The following is a 15,331-nucleotide window of genomic DNA, read 5'->3' as shown; positions in this document are numbered from 1 at the left end:
AAAATCCACCAATAAGGACCCAGCATGAAACGCAATCGCGTTAACGTGCTGACCGTCGTCAACTCCGCTTCAAACATCACCACTGAAACCATCGACGGCAAGCCACATATCGTGGTTCGCGGCATCACGCCTGTCGTGGACGATATCGTGATGAACCGGAAGTTGTACCCGGCAGCAGAAATCGAAAAGGCCTACAACACGCTTGAGCGTAACCCCATGCCGCTGGGCCACCCGAAGGTTGACGGCAAGCATGTGTCTGCTCGCGATGTCCGGGCGGTGAATGAATATCACGTCGGCGCATGGTTGCAGAACGTCAGCCACAAAGACGGGAAAGTGACGGGCGATATGTACGTTAACCGCCAGTACGCCGAGTCAAGCGAGAAGGGCAAGCGCCTGATTAACCGCCTTGATGAGATGATTGCCGGTACCAACTCAGAACCCATCCATATCTCCACAGGACTGTTGTATTCCGGCATTGCTGCTAATGGCGAGTCGAAGGGCAAGAAGTACAACGAGATCGCCACCAACATGATGTTTGACCATGTGGCGGTGCTGCTCGACGAACCCGGCGCCGGAACGCCTGCAGAAGGCGTCGGCATCTTCGTGAACGCAGAAGGTAATGAGCAGCAGATCGAAGTTGCTCGCCTTGCTGATGGTATCGACTGCACCCGTGAAGGTCTGCTCAACAAGACCAAATTCTTTTTCACCAATGCCTCCAACTTCTCTTTTGACGACATTTCACGCGCTATCAGCGACAAGCTGCGCGAGGGCGACACAGAAGATAAGTGGCTATGGCCAGAAACGGTGTGGCCAGACAGCTTCATCTACCGCGATGACACCAGATACCTAAAGCAGAAGTACCTCATCGATGATGACGGCAAAGCCGTGTTCGTCGGCGAACCTGTAGAAGTCGTGCGCAAACCCATTGAGTACGAGATTAAAACCAACGGAGAGAACGATCCGATGAAAGAACTGATTATCAATGCGCTGCAAGCCGCGGGTAAGCCGACTGAAGGCAAGTCCGATGCCGAACTGATGGACGCTTACAACCAGTTGGCGGCTGAGAAGGCGGCAGCCAAAAAAGAAGGCGAAGAAGACATCGACCCCGCAACCGGCAAGCCCAAGAAAAAAGAACAGGCCAGCAACAGCGAAGAAGCACCGGCATGGTTTAAACCCTTCGCTGACGATCTCGCCGCTGTTAAGTCTGGCATTGCTGCCAACTCTGACAAAGAGAAAGGCGAAAAGCGCGCTACCGTAAAAGCTAAATTCGGGCTGGATGACCTCGCAGTGAATTCCCTTGACGGCGCGGCTCTTGATGGCCTGTTTGCTCAGTGCCAGACCTCCATCGGCCTGAATGGTGCATTCCGCCAGGTCAACAACAACGATTCTTTCAGCGAAATGCCGGAGTAAAAAATGGCTAAAGACGGGAAACACGTAATTCACGCGGGCGGTATTTTCCCCAACCCGCAACTTAATCGTGAAGGTTCTGCGGCCGCAGCGTTTCTGCCGGGTACCGTTATTTTCTTCAGTGCAGCTAAGCCGACTCCGTCGGTTGACGGCACCGAAGATGCGATCCTCTACGTCGCTAACTACGACTATCTGCGCTGCAAAACAGTTGACGATGCCTATGCTATCGGCGACTGGGTGGTAAACATCCAGCCAACCCCGGGCGTATTCCTCAACGTTCGCGCTGCCGCCGGAACCTACACCAAAGGTCAGCCGGTTTCTGTGGCCAACGGCAAAATCAAAGCACTGGCAGCAGATGAAACCATCTTTGCCTATGTCGAAGAAGACAAGTCCCTGACCGCTGCAGCAGGCGATCTGGTTCGCGTCGTGTTCAAGTAAGGAGAGAGTGAATGTTTGTATTTTCCACCCGACGCGCGACCGAGACGGGCAACCTCGAAGCGAACCAGGCGCAGTTCAATGAGCTGCAACTGGCGCGTAACATGAGTGCTCAGGCCGTTGCTGATTTCGTATCCCGCACCCGCTGGCGTGGTGATGCGGCGAACACACCAGTGCTGGACGCGACGAACGCTGTCGACGATATCCGCCGCCTGTATCGCGCTTATGACCAGACTGTGCTGGCTGAATTCGAACCAACTACGGAATTCACCCTGCTTAACGACCTGATCCCGTTGTCCCGCTCTGTCCGTCTTGAAGAGTCCGTGTACGAGTACGCTCGCACCGGTGGCCGCGGCTGGGCGCATACCTCCATGTCCGGCCAGATTGGTGCGGCGCTGGATGCGCGCGCGTACACCTTCGACGGTACGATGGTTCCGATCCACGACTCTGGCTTCAAATTCCAGTGGCGTGACCCGATTTTTAACAAAGGTTCCGCTCTGGCATCTCTGGCTGACGCTCAGCGCGGCTCTGTTGATGATGTTCGTCGTCAGTACGTGGATTACGTCTTCAACGGTTTCCGCGATTCCGCCGGCAACTATATCGCCTTCGATGGCAAGACCTGGAAGGGCGTCAAAGCCGATGAGCGCGTACAGATTGTAGATCTCAGCGCTTCCGGCCTGAACATCGACTTCACCGGTGCCAGCGCAACGGCGGAGCAAATTCGCAACGCGGCTATCGCACTGCGCGACGTGATGAAGCTGACCAACCTGCAGTATGCGCAGCAGACCTGGTATGTTTCCGGTGAGATCACCTCAAACCTGGAGCGCTACTTCAGCGACAATTACCAGTCTGACACCATTCTGCAAGAGCTGCTGAAGCTCTCAGGCATCGCTGCCATCAAAGAAGATGCGCAACTTTCCGGTAACCAGATCCTGATTGTTCCACTGACGGCCGGTGTTATCGCTCCGATTGTCGGTCAGGCTGTCGGTACCGTTGCTGATCCTCGCCAGTTCTATAACAGCGATTACGTATGGCGCACCTGGGGCGCGATGGGCCTGATGGTTAAGACCGACATCAACAATCGCAAATCCGTTATCTACGCGCACAGCTAAGGGGTATTTATGGCACTGGTAAAAGTGGTTCGAGACAACCTGCTTTCCGGTGCCAATCTCCAGAAACTGGAGGTTGGTGCGCAGGTTTCGGTAAGCGGCGATGTCGCTAAGCGTTGGGTAGCCGCTGGTCTGGTTGAAATCATTAGTGATGACGATCAGGTGCTGGAAGTAGCCACGCCGGGCAATGACGCTGCAGAGCAGGCAGAGCAGGCAGAGCAGCAGGAAGAATCTGCCAGCAAATCGAAGAAGGCGAAATAACCATGGCTGACCCAATCACAGCGGCAGACGTGCAGGCGTTCCTCGGTGAATTGGGTTACTCCATCCCGGGCGCGCTGCTGGAGCCGATCCTCTGCGTGGTGAACAAGATTATCCCGTGCCTCGATGGCGCAGGGTATGACGACTGCACCGCGAAGCTGATCCTGATGTATGCCGCCGCGCTTATGGCTACGTCGTCCGGCGCGCGCCGCATCAAATCGCAGGGTGCGCCGTCCGGCGCGTCACGCTCATTCGATTACGATGCTGACAGCATTACCTGGTTGCGCGACTCGCTGGCCCGCCTAGATACCAGCGGCTGCACCGGTGAGCTGCCAATCAGCGCCGGTAACAGCGTCGGCCTGTTCATGGTGGTCGGAGGCTGCTGATGACGTACAAATCAGTTAAGCACGGGCTGCCGCGCTCATTCACCCGCGTATGGGTGATGACCGATACCGGGCGGGAGACTACCGGCTACGTGAAATCGGACGGCGAGTGGCATATCAACTGCCCGCGCATCCGGGCGACTGGCGCGAAGGTGCTGAGGTGGAAAGAATGAAGCGAGGCGGGTTACTGAAAAACAGCAGACTTTATCGTGTTGGCGAAGTCGTTATGGACTCGTGCATCGCACCGAACGCCATTAAGCGCAGTGAGCAACTTAAAGGCCAAGGCGGAAACGTAACGGTTGTGCTGCGCTGGAAGGAGTGAAATATGGCTACTGTAAAAAACATGGTTAGCGCGTTGAATGTGACGGTCATTTTTCGCGTTGCTGGAGAGGTTAAGACCTTCAGCGAGACAGTGGTTTCACCAATCGTCATTGAGCGATATTTGCAGCTGGAATGCGGTGATGTCATAGGTCTTTTCTTGCCGGTCGGTAAAGGCCAGCAGGTCAATGCGCTGAATATCGAGTGGTTTGAGATTGAGCGCATTCCAGTGCCAAAGGAGTAACGCGTGTCGAGTGTTGCAAACTGGTCTTACACCGCTACAGCGACCATCTGGCGCAAGCTGGAAGGCAATGACGAATACGGCGATCCGCTGGGCTATGCCGAGCCTGAGCAAATCCTCTGTGATTACGAGGGCGGGCTCAGCAAGAAGTTAGCCAGTCTGGGCGCTGAAATCGTCGTGAAGAATACCGTCTGGACGGAGTTCGCGCTGGCGGCCGCCGGTGATTACCTGCTGATTGGCGCGTCAATCGAACCCGACCCGGTTGTCGCCGGTGCCGACGAGGTGCGGCAGGTTATCCGTTACGCCGACACATTCGAGCGACTGGCGGATGATTACGCCATCTTGACTGGGGTGTAGCCATGGGCATCAAGGTGAAGGGCATCGGCCAGGCCAAGAAAAATCTCACCGATATTATCAACGATGTTAGAGGGCGGAGGGTAGTGCGTGGCATTCAGTCAGGTTTGATCCTGATAGGCTCTCGCGCCGCTTATTACACGCCTATTGACACATCAACTCTGATCAATAGTCAGTTTCGTGAAATTGATGCTGGCGGGGTGATCATAACAGGGCGCATCGGATATTCAGCCAACTATGCGGTTTATGTGCATGAGGCATCCGGGAAACTAAAAGGACAACCTCGCGCTCACTTTGGCACTACACGCGCTGGCAAGCAGTTTGGCGGCGGTACAGAGAAAGGCAATTACTGGGATCCTCATGGTGAGCCTCAATTCCTGAACAAAGGCGCGAATGATGAGCGCGATAACGTTGATGCGGTTATGCGCAAGGAGCTTTCGCTATGACACCCATGATGCACGAGCGTGTCCGCAACATGTTCGGCGACGCCGGGCTAACGACCGGCTTCACGGTGCAGCAGTTGATGTACGACGACCCGAAAGACCTTTCGAAGGCGATCATGGTGTTCAGGCCAAACGGCGGCTCGAATATCCGCACGGACCTCGGCTCTGAGTATCACGTCCTGGTTGATGTCATAGGCGCGAAGGACAAGCGCAAAGACGCGCTCAATGCCGTGCAGCGCATCGTCGATTACGTCCAGGCCAACCCCATGGCTGACGAGTGCGTCGGCTACATCCAGAACATGGGCGCAATTCCCGCGCCGGTGCTCACAGAAGAAGGGCGAATAGTCTTCCGACTCCAGTTCGCCTGCACTTACGGCGAATAGCCATCCCAACCAAATAACCCGCTCCGGCGGGTTTTCTTTTTTATACGTCAAAGAGGAGTTTCACATGGCTAATTGCCAGAACTCGAACGAGCGCCTGTTCGGCGGTGCGGTCGTGCTGGAAGTCGCTGATGGCTGCCCGGATGTCAAACCACTCGAATCTGAGTGGAAGGCGCTGGCTGCTGGTACGTCGAAGGGCTTCGACTTCAACCCGAACTCGGTTACCTCTGATGCGGATGACGGCGGCGGCTATGTCGAGACCATCATCACCAACAGTGATCTTACCTTCAGTTTTGAAGGTGAAGTGCGCAAGAAGGACAAGCTGGATCAGTACGGCGTCGGCAAATTCATTAAGTACTTTGCTGACGAGCTTGCTGCCAAGCGTCAAACGGGCATCTGGGTGCGAATGGAATATGGCCCGGTTGAATTCATCGGCTACATGAACATCACCGCGCTGAGCTCTGACGGCGGCACAAATGACATCGTCACGTTCTCTACCGAGTTCAAAGTCGGCGACGCAAGCACCATCGAAGTGAACGAAATTACTGCGGTTGCGGTGACTGGCGTGACGGTAACCCCGACAACCAGCACCGGCACGGCAGGCGGTACCAGCACCTTCACGGTGAATGTCGCACCAACTGGCGCAACAAACAAAGACTTCACTGTAGCGACTACCGACGCGACTAAAGCAACGGCTACCGCCTCCGGCAATACCGTTACCGTGACGCGTGTCGCCACTGGCAGCGCGCAAATCATCATCAACACCGAAGACGGCAACTTTGTGGCCGTGCATACGGTTACCGTTACGTAACGGACATTCCAAAGGGCGGCGTGCTGCCCTTGATAATGACCGTTTAGTGGAAGACTTATGACCGCTTTAATCGATATTGGTGAACTCTCAATCAGCGACAGCCGCGAAGGCGGGAAAGATTACCTGCTGCGACCTTCATTCGAGGCCATGACCAGGATCGGCACTCCGGAAGAGATTGTGCAGGCGTACGCCACCATACACGGCAATGACGTGGCTCAGCTTATTGAGGTGTGCGCTGGCACGCTTGGGCGCTTTCCAGCCTGGATTGCTCCATCATTCAACCGCGCTGCTGAGAAGCTGTTATCAACTTGCATGCTGGTGCTGCAGGCGTGCTGCGATGACGATCTGACGCCAATGATCGGCGAGTGGAAAGGGTGGCGGCACTGCGTCGTCTACCGCCCTGGCCAGATGCCGAAGAACGACATCATCGTGCTGGCGCAGCACCTCATGCAGCACGGAGTCTTGGGAAAAGCCAAGGTCCGGCAGTTACAGCGCCACGAAACGGGCGAGCGCACCACAGAGTTTAAAGCCTTCGACTATATCAGCGCGGCACGTAGTCACTTCGGCATGAACCGTGCTGAAGCATCTCAGTTAACGATGACCGAATTTCAGATGCTGCTGGCGGCGAAATACCCGGACCAGAAAGGCTTCACTCGCGAAGAGTACGACAGCATCGCCGACGAATACCTGGCTAAACAGGCCGCACGCAGGGCAAAGGTTAGTAGTTAATACAATGAAATTTACAAAATTACCTTTTATTTTGCACCGCCTTACTTGCAGGGTTATTGAGTAGGAGTTATAGTTCGCAACAATGATGTGGGCGGCTCGCACCCCATACAAGTGAGGTTTACCTCCGCGAGCCTAACCCACCACTCTCCCACTAATTCCCCGTATTCGGTTAATAAAAATGGAAAGACAGTACGCAGTACTTCTTGACGCAGGGTTCTTGCGCCGAAAATTAGGTTCTCAGGCAGCACCAATGACAGCTCAAAATGTCGAGGATTTAGTTAATAAAATTAAAGGACGAAATGAGTTATTAGGGATGCGGTTGTATCGTGTGTTTTATTACGATGCTGAACCTTTCACTGGTACTAAGACACATCCTATATCCAACGTTGTTACTAACTTTGGCGCCACACAAATGGCCATTGATTGTAATACATTGTTAGATGAGCTTAAGGTCAAGCCTTTTTTTGCTGTGCGCCTAGGGGAACTCAATTTTAGAGGGTGGAAGGTTTCAGATGCTGCTCTTCAGTCTGGGGCAGGGGGGACAGCAACAATTAATGCTCATAATGTTTCTCCCAATCTTCAGCAGAAAGGTGTTGATATGAGGATCGCATTAGATATCTCATCCATGACGTTAAAGAACCAGGCAGACGTTTTTTGTCTGGTCACAGGTGACTCAGATTTTGCACCCATTATCAAATTTGCGAGATCTGAAGGAAAGCAAGTATTCACATATACTCTCGGTCATAGAGTCAAACCATCTTTGCCTATTCATTCTGACCTCCATATTTCTGAAACGTACGCCAATTTGTAAATTTTAATCATTTCTTAAAACCCGCTCCGGCGGGTTTTTTTATGCCCGGAGAATGACATGGCAGGTGAGAAGAACGCCGGTAGCATCGTTTATGAAATCAGCGCCGACGTTGAGCCGCTGTTACAAGGCGGCAAACAGGCCATTGATGCTCTGGATAAACTGGATGCTGCAGCCCAGCAATCGGGTAAGGGAATGGATAACCTCGACCAGAGTACCTCACAAACCGGATCCGCGTTTACCGAACTGGCTGGTTATGCCAACTCCATGGATAACCAGTTGCGCAAGCTGAACACCAACGTGAGCGGTATTGCCCGGGCAATGGAAGAGGCCCGTAGCGGTACCGGAGGCGCGAGCAGTGAATTCAGTCGAGCAGAATCCATCATCGAGGCGCTGGGTAACCAGCTGGCTGTGCTTGACGAGGCTCAGGAGAATGGCGCGCGCAGTGCCGCAGTCCTCGCTGCACAGCTTCGCGCAGGGTCGAAAGCGACAGACGAAGAGAAGCAGAAGATCGGTGAGTTGACCGGCCGCCTGTATGACATGAAGACTGGCGTTGAGAATGGCGCAAAAGGTACTGGCAGCTGGAAGTCCAGCATGCAGCAGGCAGGCTATCAGGTTCAGGACTTCATTATCCAGGTACAGGGAGGACAATCTGCTCTGGTAGCGTTCGCGCAGCAGGGATCACAACTTGCTGGTGCGTTCGGCCCTGGCGGGGCAGTCGTTGGCGCCATAATCGCCCTTGGCTCGGTACTGGCTGGCGTGCTTATTACTTCGCTGAATGGCGGTAAAAACGCCATGGATGCGCTGAAAGACGCAGCTGAAGCGATGGATAAGGTGATCACCATTTCCTCGCAAGGCGTGGCCGCGCTTTCCGACAAGTATGCTGCCCTGGCGCGCGTAAATGCCGACGTGGCTACTTTGCTGCGCAATCAGGCGCTGCTCGAGTATAACCAGGCCATCTCAAAGATTCCTAAAGCCATTAGTGACGCGTCTGATGCTTTCATTACGTTAGGCGATCGAGCACTGGCGGCTGTTGGCGGTGCGTCTCCAAGCATCAAAAAGTTCAACGATGAACTTTCTGCGCTTGGTGTTACCACCACAGACTGGAGTCAGGCCATTCAGCAGGCCAACAGCCAGGGTCAATATGCCTCTGGTATTGTGAACTCGCTTTCTGCAACAGTGAGCACCCTTTCTTCTCGACTGGGAATCAGCAAGCAGTCAGCGTTTGATCTGGCAAGAGAACTATCAGACCTGAGCAATAACCCGTCGCCTGAAGCACTTCAGGAACTGGCGAAAAAACTCCAGGAAATGAAGTCATCATCCAAAGACGGGCAGTCAGCCATTGCTGAACTGGCAGGTAAGCTTGTCGATCTGGCAAGAGAGGCGGCCAACGCGAAAATCAACGTCGACAGCCTGAACAAGTCCACCGACAACCTTACGGCCGGGCAGAAGAACCTCATCAAGCAGTCTGAGCGCAACCTTGCGCTTTCGAAACTGCAAGGTGAGGCCCGCGCGCGGCTGCAGGCGCAATACGCTGCCGAAGATGCAGGTTTTGCGAAGGATGATCCGCATGCCAAGCAGATGGAAGATGATGCTGCCGCTACGTATAAAAACACGCAGGCGCAGAAGACGCTTAAGTCAGAGCAGAGCAAGGGAGCCTCTCAGGCAGAGAGAAACGCAAAGGTTCTGGAAGAGTATCGGCAAAAAGCAAACCTTTCAGCTGACTCAACTGCGGATCTTTCTCGGGAACAGGCGATTCTTGCCGCTCGACAGAAGCTTACCAATCCGACACCACAACAGATCGCTCAGGTAGAGCGTGATGCGGCGGCGGCTTGGGATAAAGCTGCGGCTCTAAAAGCACAGAATGCAGTTCCTACACTCAAGGAAAACGCTGATTACGCAGCGCAGAAGAAAGCTCTTGAGAGCCTGAAGGGCCAAAAGGACGCTAACGGTCAGCTAATTCTCTCTCAGGAGCAATACAACCAGGCATCTGAAAAGCTTGAGCAGGACCATCAGGTGGCGCTTGCAAAAATCAGGGCGCAGCAGGTTGTAACCCCGCAGCAGTCGGCTAAAGGTGAAGTAGATCCGGTTCAGAGGCTTGCTAACCAGCATGCTCAAGAATTGGCTTTAATCCAGCAGTTTGAAAGCCAGAAGGGTCAGTTAACCCAGAGAGGACTTGAACTGACGAATGCGGCCAACAGGAAGTACGATCAGGAGAGGATTGCAGCTCAATGGGAGATATTCAGAAATCAAAATGCAGGGACGGAAGCGCTGGCCGCTTCAATCGACGCGCTGGCAGGAAATGCTTCGAACGCATTAACGGGAATTATCACCGGTAGCATGACGGCCAGTGATGCAATGCGCTCTCTTGGTAGCACGGTTCTCAACAGCCTGGTTAATACCTTCGTGCAGATGGGGGTTGAGTGGGTCAAGTCGGCAATCATGGGATCTGCGGCCCAGACATCGGCCATAGGGACTGTAACGGCAGTTCAGACTGCAGCGACTGGTGTTCAGACGGCAACGAGTGTTGCAGCGGCTGGGACAGTGGCGGCGGCATGGACCCCGGCGGCAATCCTTTCCTCAATAGCCTCGATGGGTACGGCGGCGGCTATCGGTCTCGGCGCGGTAGCGGGCGTTATTGGTGCGAACCTGCTTGGCAAACGCAAGAATGGCGGCCCGGTTAGTGCTGGCGGGATGTATCAGGTCGGCGAAGGCGGCATGCCGGAGATTTACCAGGCCAGCACCGGTAAGCAGTACATGATACCGGGTGACAACGGCAGGGTGATCAGCAATAAGGATATGACCTCAGGGGGCGGTGTGAACGTCATAATCAACGTTCAGAATATGACGGGAGCCACATTCGATGCTCAGGCTACGAGTAGTGGAGATGGTACAATAACCGTGGATGCCATCATTGCTGATCTAAATAATGGTGGTCCAATTTCTCAGGGCATAACAAGTAATTTCAATGCCAAAAGAACACCACGTGGTCAAAATTGAGAGGGAACATGGATAGTATTTTGCCGGGCGAATCAAAAAGCATGCCACTTGAAAGCGGGAAGGTTGTCAAATACTCAGCTAACCGGGCTGTCAATTTTGAGTTTTTGCTGACAGATGGCACTTATATTACCGGTGTTATTCCTGCTGGTGAGACACTTGAGTTTAAGAGTAACGGCTCTATTCAAGAATTTAACATTAAAATTTTTGAAGCTCCGAGACGACCAACTGCCATAGATTAAACCCGCTTCGGCGGGTTTTTTAATGCCTGGAGTTTAGATGCCAATTATCGACTATCCCGACTGGCTGCCGCTGGCGCAGAAAGCCAGTAAAAACATGACGCTCGATACCGTGTTCCAGACCGATCAGCCAGCGGTAGGCCCGGCTATCTTTCAGAACCAGACCGATGATCTAAAAGTGACCTGGTCACTGACGTGGATCTTTACGTCGGCAGAGGAGCGCGCATTCCAGCAGTGGCTGCGCAGTCCTAACTACCTAAACCGTGGGCTAAATTGGTTCCGTATGATGGTGAATCTCGGCGGAAGTGGGTTACAGCTGCAAGAACTCCACTTCACGCAGATGCCTGTTCAGACAAACATCACAAACGGCGTTGTTACATGGACTGGGACGGTTATTGCTAACCACCTCTACAACTCCGATGACGAGTTCGACGACATTATTGTTGAGCTGCCGCCGCCGTGGGATTTGTGGCTGGATATCGTGGTTACTGGTTATCCGGACGGACGCGATCCGGAATCTTTGCCGAGGGTGCCGTAATGCCGAGCTTCAGAGAGTACAAGCAGCAGCGGCCGACCCGCGGGCTGTACGACACCATCACCTTCTATCATCCATCCTTTGGCTATGTCCGACTGGTCGACAAGCAGTTCTTCCCGAAGACGCTCGGCGGCCAGGCGTACACGCCAGCGCGCTTTGAAATTGAAGAGAGTCAACAGAGCGGCACGCCGGTGATCGACGCTACGGTTAAGTTAGGGAGACTGTCGTCTGATATCAAAGCGCTAATGAAGCAGTGGAAAGGTGCATCACGGTTAACAGCTATCACGGCCACACGGCAAATCTTCGACAGCGGTGATATGTCAGTTCCGATTAAGTCGTGGCAGTTATACGTCAAGACGGTAGATATTGACGCTGATGCCGCTTCTGTGACGCTTTCTGTCACTAACCCGCTGAATAATAATATTGGGAGATTATACGACCCCAGCGAATATACTGGGCTTCAATATTTATGAAGTGGTATAATTATTCGACTCGTTACTCCTCCTGCTCGTTTTAAATATATTAATCTATTCTTGTTGAGGTCTCTATATGAATTGGCATGAACTTTTCAGATATGATGATGGAAAGATATATTGGAATTTGAGAAAGAGTGGGATCAGATACGGAAAGTCACCAAACAAGACCACTACACAAGGATATCTCTCTGTAATCGTTGATGGAAAGCAATTGCTTGTTCATAGGATTATTTATGAGATGCACCATGGTGAAATACCTATCGGTCATGAAATTGATCATATTGATGGCGATAAAAAAAATAACAACATAGATAACCTTAGGGCGGTTAGCAGAACTGTTAACTCAAGGAATAAAAGAAAACTCACTGGTAACACATCAGGTGTTACTGGCGTGGATTTTTTGAAGAGAAGAAATGAGTGGCGCGCAAGATTGGCAAAAACTCATCTTGGTTGGTTTCCTGACTTCCCTTCAGCTTGCGAGGCGAGAATTATTGCTGAAGTGAGGAGCGGCGATGTAACTGGTAGGCACGGCACATGAAAACCTCTGATTTCATCAGCAAGGTGATCGGCCTGCCGTGGGCTAACCGGGCTTGCTCGTTCGATAGGGTGGATTGCTGGGGTTTGGTAGTGCTGTATTACCGTCACGTTATCGGCATTGAGCTGCACCAGACTCCGGACTACGAAGCCGGCGAGGACTTCTTCACCTGCTATCAGGGTGACGTCGTTTTCTGGCGCCAGGTCGATAAACCAGTTGAAGGCGGGATATTCGTCGGGTACCGCGGCGCGCAACCAGCGCACGTGGGGCTGGTGCTTAACCGGCAGGCACTGCACTCGCGGGGAGAGAACGGCAGCGTGCGCATGGACTCATTGCTGGTTATTCAGCGGGCATTCACTAAAGTGGAGTTTTTCGAATATGGCGCTGGTTGAAATATCGAATTTTCCAGGAACGCCTAAGCTGCGTTGCAGGGTGCCTAACGGCACCCTTTTTTATGACTGGCTGGCGGCCAATGATGCCACCTTTCACAGTGATCTGCTGATCGTCCGCAACGGCGTGAGGTTAAGTGATGATGATGAGCTGGCATTTGAACTGAGCGAACTGGACACCATCCAGATTTTCGACCAGCCAAAGGGCATCATTAGCGACATTCTCAGCCCGATCTTCAAAGTTGTTGGCGCTGTGTTTTCATTCCTTGCCCCGAAGCCAGCAATAGCTAATAACGGTGGAAACACTGTCGATTCTCCGAACAACAGTCTGACCGGGCAAACGAATACCGCAAGGGTATACAAAGCGAAGCCTGATATTTACGGGCAGGTCAGATCGTTTCCAGACTTGATTCAGGAATCGATGTTTGAATATGTACGCCAGAGTGAGAACGACGGCGGCCTGAAATACGTCACTGAGTGGATGTGTATCGGTATCGGTAAGTATGACTATGAGTCTGTTCGTTACTCAGAGTCGAGTCTCGGATCGATGGCCGGTGCTGAGTATCAGTTTTATCAGCCTGGTGAGGTAATACCGACTATTAACGAGGGCTATTCGTTCGACGATGTCGACGGGCAGGAGATGCCAGGGCCAAACGAAAGCGACAATTTCCCGGTAGAATCGGCTACTGCCAATAGCGTGGTTAGTGGTGATTATGCTGGCGGCCAGATAGCGATGAAAATCGTCAAGCAGGCTGAGTTCGACTACTTCATGGGGCTGGCACTTCCACACTCCGTCACCTTTACTATCAACGTCACTTATGACACGACATCAGGCAGTATTACTGAAGATGTGCTTTTCTCTGGAACGTTAATTTCTGCTGTGCAGAGTGATGATGGTTCTGTGATAAACCCTGTTAAGTGGTACACGTTCACCATGACAGATTTGCAGGGGCCACCTACCGTTCCATCTACAGCCACCATCAACACAACGAAATTTATTCTCAACGATAATGAGGCGCTTGTTGTGGGGCCTTTCTTCTCACCGGTTGAATCAACAGAGCTTTGGCTGCATACACAGTCATCACTGGGGGGCGGTAACTGGACTGACTGGACGGTGACAATCTGGAAAATCGACGACGATTACAATCAGATCCCCGGCACACAACAAACCTTTACCTATCACCAGGGAACGCCGCATAAGTCGACAAGCGAAGTGTTTTATCGCACGGATAAAATAATCCCGGCAGGAGGATTTGGTAAGTATGCCATCAACTTCCAGCGCACAAACAACTCAAATGATGCGTCCATTCTTAAGGTTGAGGAAATACACGCTGTCAACATCAGAAACAACGTAGTTCATCCGACCGATACGTTGGTTCGCGTCAAGGTGAGGGCGACAGAGAACGCACTGGGAAGCCGTGACAGAAAGTATAACGCTCTGGTGACTCGTCAGACCATCAGTTACAACCTGACGACACAGACCGTCGATTATACATTGCGTCCATCGCGTTCCTTTGCTGACGCGGTTGCACATACCTGGCTTGTAATGGGCGGGCAGCCAGAAAGCAGCATTGACCTCTACGGACTGTATTCGATTGCTGAAAGCCTGCCTGACGAACGGCTGGGTTACTTCGACTACACGTTTGACGACGAGAACGACTCGCTGGGCGACAGGGTGCAGGCGATCTGTAATGCAGCGTCTGTTATGGCGTACTGGGATGACGGTGTACTGACATTCACCCGCGATCAGAAAGTCGGTTACCCGGCAGCAGTGTTCAACCGGGCAAACATGAAAACGGACGAATACAAAATGACGTATGAGGCCACGCTGCCAGGCGGTTACGACGGTGTTCAGGTCTCCTACGTTCACCCGACTACGAACAACAAGACGTACATCAACTATCGTGTTCTGAACGGCGTTATCGTCGAGCAGGAAGCGGAGAACCCAAACAAGCTCGAGATAGTAGGATTCCGTAACGAGTACCAGGCTCGTGAGCGAGCGCTACGCGAAACAAAGCGCCTGATTTACTCACGTGTGAAGATGAACGCCAAGGTGTTCGAGGACGGAATTATCCAGGTTGGAAGCGTCATTCAGATGCCGGACATCTACGACAGCAACCAGCAACAGGGTTACATCACCGGTCGCACCGGGAATGACTTCGACACCAGTGAGCCGATCACATTTACTGGAGATATGTATGTGCTTGTCACCGACAACATGGGTAACCCGACACTGCGCCATCCGGCTACGGCCCGCAGCGATACAAAGTACGGATTCACCGCGGCTATCCCTAACATTCAGCTCAACATATGGAACGGAGACACTGTGCAGCTACCATCGCGCTATCTGATCGCGACAGTGGAAGAGCTGGACAGTCAGCTATGGACGGTCAATAGCATCAAACCGAACACAGATAACACGGTATCTCTGACCGTCTCAGAGTACAGCGACTCAGTCTACGAATAATACCTTATCCAAATACC

At 52.8% G+C, this 15,331-nt stretch carries 20 protein-coding genes; all 20 read left to right on the top strand.

All coding sequences use genetic code 11. The annotated features are described in order from the left end of the window. The first annotated feature begins 24 nt into the window (after positions 1–24). On the top strand, positions 25–1,410 hold the full coding sequence (locus GUC46_RS13400) for a DUF2213 domain-containing protein (protein ID WP_160180311.1): 1,386 nt from the start codon (positions 25–27) through the stop codon (positions 1,408–1,410). 3 nt (positions 1,411–1,413) lie between these two features. After that, positions 1,414–1,845 (top strand): hypothetical protein, encoded by a 432-nt coding sequence (locus GUC46_RS13395; protein WP_160180310.1) that lies wholly within the window; start codon positions 1,414–1,416, stop codon positions 1,843–1,845. An 11-nt stretch (positions 1,846–1,856) separates the two neighbouring features. After that, positions 1,857–2,954 (top strand): major capsid protein, encoded by a 1,098-nt coding sequence (locus GUC46_RS13390; protein ID WP_160180309.1) that lies wholly within the window; start codon positions 1,857–1,859, stop codon positions 2,952–2,954. A gap of 9 nt (positions 2,955–2,963) precedes the next feature. Further along, positions 2,964–3,212 carry a hypothetical protein gene (locus tag GUC46_RS13385; protein ID WP_160180308.1) on the top strand — a complete coding sequence of 83 codons (249 nt, stop codon included), beginning with the start codon at positions 2,964–2,966 and terminating at the stop codon, positions 3,210–3,212. Between the two features lie 2 nt (positions 3,213–3,214). Then, positions 3,215–3,595, top strand: a complete 381-nt coding sequence (locus GUC46_RS13380; protein ID WP_057780789.1) for a hypothetical protein — start codon at positions 3,215–3,217, stop codon at positions 3,593–3,595. 106 nt (positions 3,596–3,701) lie between these two features. Continuing rightward, complete coding sequence (locus GUC46_RS13370) at positions 3,702–3,914, top strand: hypothetical protein (RefSeq protein WP_201743311.1); 213 nt, start codon at positions 3,702–3,704, stop codon at positions 3,912–3,914. 3 nt (positions 3,915–3,917) lie between these two features. Continuing rightward, positions 3,918–4,154: a hypothetical protein gene (locus tag GUC46_RS13365; RefSeq protein ID WP_160180306.1), complete on the top strand. Its 237-nt coding sequence runs from the start codon at positions 3,918–3,920 to the stop codon at positions 4,152–4,154. 3 nt (positions 4,155–4,157) lie between these two features. Then, positions 4,158–4,508 carry a hypothetical protein gene (locus GUC46_RS13360; protein WP_160180303.1) on the top strand — a complete coding sequence of 117 codons (351 nt, stop codon included), beginning with the start codon at positions 4,158–4,160 and terminating at the stop codon, positions 4,506–4,508. A 2-nt stretch (positions 4,509–4,510) separates the two neighbouring features. Further along, positions 4,511–4,951, top strand: coding sequence for an HK97 gp10 family phage protein (locus GUC46_RS13355; protein WP_160180301.1), 441 nt, complete (start codon positions 4,511–4,513; stop codon positions 4,949–4,951). Beyond that, positions 4,948–5,331 (top strand): hypothetical protein, encoded by a 384-nt coding sequence (locus GUC46_RS13350; protein WP_160180299.1) that lies wholly within the window; start codon positions 4,948–4,950, stop codon positions 5,329–5,331. The genes GUC46_RS13355 and GUC46_RS13350 overlap by 4 nt, the downstream gene beginning before the upstream one ends. Positions 5,332–5,395: 64 nt before the next feature. After that, positions 5,396–6,139, top strand: a complete 744-nt coding sequence (locus GUC46_RS13345; RefSeq protein WP_160180296.1) for a phage tail tube protein — start codon at positions 5,396–5,398, stop codon at positions 6,137–6,139. Positions 6,140–6,196: 57 nt separating this feature from the next. Further along, entirely contained in the window at positions 6,197–6,868 is a 672-nt protein-coding gene (locus GUC46_RS13340) for a DUF6246 family protein (protein ID WP_160180294.1), read from the top strand. Positions 6,869–7,118: 250 nt separating this feature from the next. Further along, positions 7,119–7,679, top strand: coding sequence for an NYN domain-containing protein (locus tag GUC46_RS13335; protein ID WP_160180292.1), 561 nt, complete (start codon positions 7,119–7,121; stop codon positions 7,677–7,679). Positions 7,680–7,736: 57 nt separating this feature from the next. Continuing rightward, on the top strand, positions 7,737–10,676 hold the full coding sequence (locus GUC46_RS13330; RefSeq protein ID WP_160180289.1) for a tail protein (tape measure): 2,940 nt from the start codon (positions 7,737–7,739) through the stop codon (positions 10,674–10,676). 8 nt (positions 10,677–10,684) lie between these two features. Next, positions 10,685–10,915: a hypothetical protein gene (locus GUC46_RS13325; RefSeq protein ID WP_097759335.1), complete on the top strand. Its 231-nt coding sequence runs from the start codon at positions 10,685–10,687 to the stop codon at positions 10,913–10,915. Positions 10,916–10,952: 37 nt separating this feature from the next. Beyond that, a complete protein-coding gene (locus GUC46_RS13320) occupies positions 10,953–11,450 on the top strand; it encodes a hypothetical protein (protein WP_160180287.1) in 498 nt (165 codons plus the stop codon). Next, complete coding sequence (locus GUC46_RS13315) at positions 11,450–11,920, top strand: hypothetical protein (RefSeq protein ID WP_160180285.1); 471 nt, start codon at positions 11,450–11,452, stop codon at positions 11,918–11,920. The genes GUC46_RS13320 and GUC46_RS13315 overlap by 1 nt, the downstream gene beginning before the upstream one ends. 76 nt (positions 11,921–11,996) lie before the next feature. Beyond that, the gene (locus GUC46_RS13310; protein ID WP_121567062.1) at positions 11,997–12,461 is read left to right on the top strand and encodes an HNH endonuclease signature motif containing protein; all 465 of its coding nucleotides are present in this window, start codon (positions 11,997–11,999) and stop codon (positions 12,459–12,461) included. Beyond that, positions 12,458–12,850, top strand: coding sequence for an NlpC/P60 family protein (locus GUC46_RS13305; protein ID WP_160180283.1), 393 nt, complete (start codon positions 12,458–12,460; stop codon positions 12,848–12,850). Before GUC46_RS13310 ends, GUC46_RS13305 begins: the two co-directional genes overlap by 4 nt. Continuing rightward, the gene (locus GUC46_RS13300) at positions 12,837–15,314 is read left to right on the top strand and encodes a host specificity factor TipJ family phage tail protein (RefSeq protein ID WP_160180281.1); all 2,478 of its coding nucleotides are present in this window, start codon (positions 12,837–12,839) and stop codon (positions 15,312–15,314) included. The genes GUC46_RS13305 and GUC46_RS13300 overlap by 14 nt, the downstream gene beginning before the upstream one ends. Positions 15,315–15,331 lie beyond the last annotated feature (17 nt).

Source organism: Citrobacter sp. LUTT5, assembly GCF_009905315.1.
Classification (GTDB): Bacteria; Pseudomonadota; Gammaproteobacteria; order Enterobacterales; family Enterobacteriaceae; genus Citrobacter; species Citrobacter freundii.
Note: the sequence above shows the minus strand (reverse complement) of the source record. Positions and strands in the feature narration are given on the sequence as shown.

Excerpts from the sequence above, each read along its gene's own strand:
- GUC46_RS13300 (WP_160180281.1), top strand. The coding sequence starts at position 12,837 with ATGGCGCTGGTTGAAATATCGAATTTTCCAGGAACGCCTAAGCTGCGT.
- GUC46_RS13340 (WP_160180294.1), top strand. The coding sequence starts at position 6,197 with ATGACCGCTTTAATCGATATTGGTGAACTCTCAATCAGCGACAGCCGC.
- GUC46_RS13325 (WP_097759335.1), top strand. The coding sequence starts at position 10,685 with ATGGATAGTATTTTGCCGGGCGAATCAAAAAGCATGCCACTTGAAAGC.
- GUC46_RS13345 (WP_160180296.1), top strand. The coding sequence starts at position 5,396 with ATGGCTAATTGCCAGAACTCGAACGAGCGCCTGTTCGGCGGTGCGGTC.
- GUC46_RS13310 (WP_121567062.1), top strand. The coding sequence starts at position 11,997 with ATGAATTGGCATGAACTTTTCAGATATGATGATGGAAAGATATATTGG.
- GUC46_RS13320 (WP_160180287.1), top strand. The coding sequence starts at position 10,953 with ATGCCAATTATCGACTATCCCGACTGGCTGCCGCTGGCGCAGAAAGCC.
- GUC46_RS13315 (WP_160180285.1), top strand. The coding sequence starts at position 11,450 with ATGCCGAGCTTCAGAGAGTACAAGCAGCAGCGGCCGACCCGCGGGCTG.
- GUC46_RS13390 (WP_160180309.1), top strand. The coding sequence starts at position 1,857 with ATGTTTGTATTTTCCACCCGACGCGCGACCGAGACGGGCAACCTCGAA.
- GUC46_RS13380 (WP_057780789.1), top strand. The coding sequence starts at position 3,215 with ATGGCTGACCCAATCACAGCGGCAGACGTGCAGGCGTTCCTCGGTGAA.
- GUC46_RS13330 (WP_160180289.1), top strand. The coding sequence starts at position 7,737 with ATGGCAGGTGAGAAGAACGCCGGTAGCATCGTTTATGAAATCAGCGCC.
- GUC46_RS13305 (WP_160180283.1), top strand. The coding sequence starts at position 12,458 with ATGAAAACCTCTGATTTCATCAGCAAGGTGATCGGCCTGCCGTGGGCT.
- GUC46_RS13350 (WP_160180299.1), top strand. The coding sequence starts at position 4,948 with ATGACACCCATGATGCACGAGCGTGTCCGCAACATGTTCGGCGACGCC.
- GUC46_RS13395 (WP_160180310.1), top strand. The coding sequence starts at position 1,414 with ATGGCTAAAGACGGGAAACACGTAATTCACGCGGGCGGTATTTTCCCC.
- GUC46_RS13365 (WP_160180306.1), top strand. The coding sequence starts at position 3,918 with ATGGCTACTGTAAAAAACATGGTTAGCGCGTTGAATGTGACGGTCATT.
- GUC46_RS13400 (WP_160180311.1), top strand. The coding sequence starts at position 25 with ATGAAACGCAATCGCGTTAACGTGCTGACCGTCGTCAACTCCGCTTCA.
- GUC46_RS13385 (WP_160180308.1), top strand. The coding sequence starts at position 2,964 with ATGGCACTGGTAAAAGTGGTTCGAGACAACCTGCTTTCCGGTGCCAAT.
- GUC46_RS13335 (WP_160180292.1), top strand. The coding sequence starts at position 7,119 with ATGACAGCTCAAAATGTCGAGGATTTAGTTAATAAAATTAAAGGACGA.
- GUC46_RS13355 (WP_160180301.1), top strand. The coding sequence starts at position 4,511 with ATGGGCATCAAGGTGAAGGGCATCGGCCAGGCCAAGAAAAATCTCACC.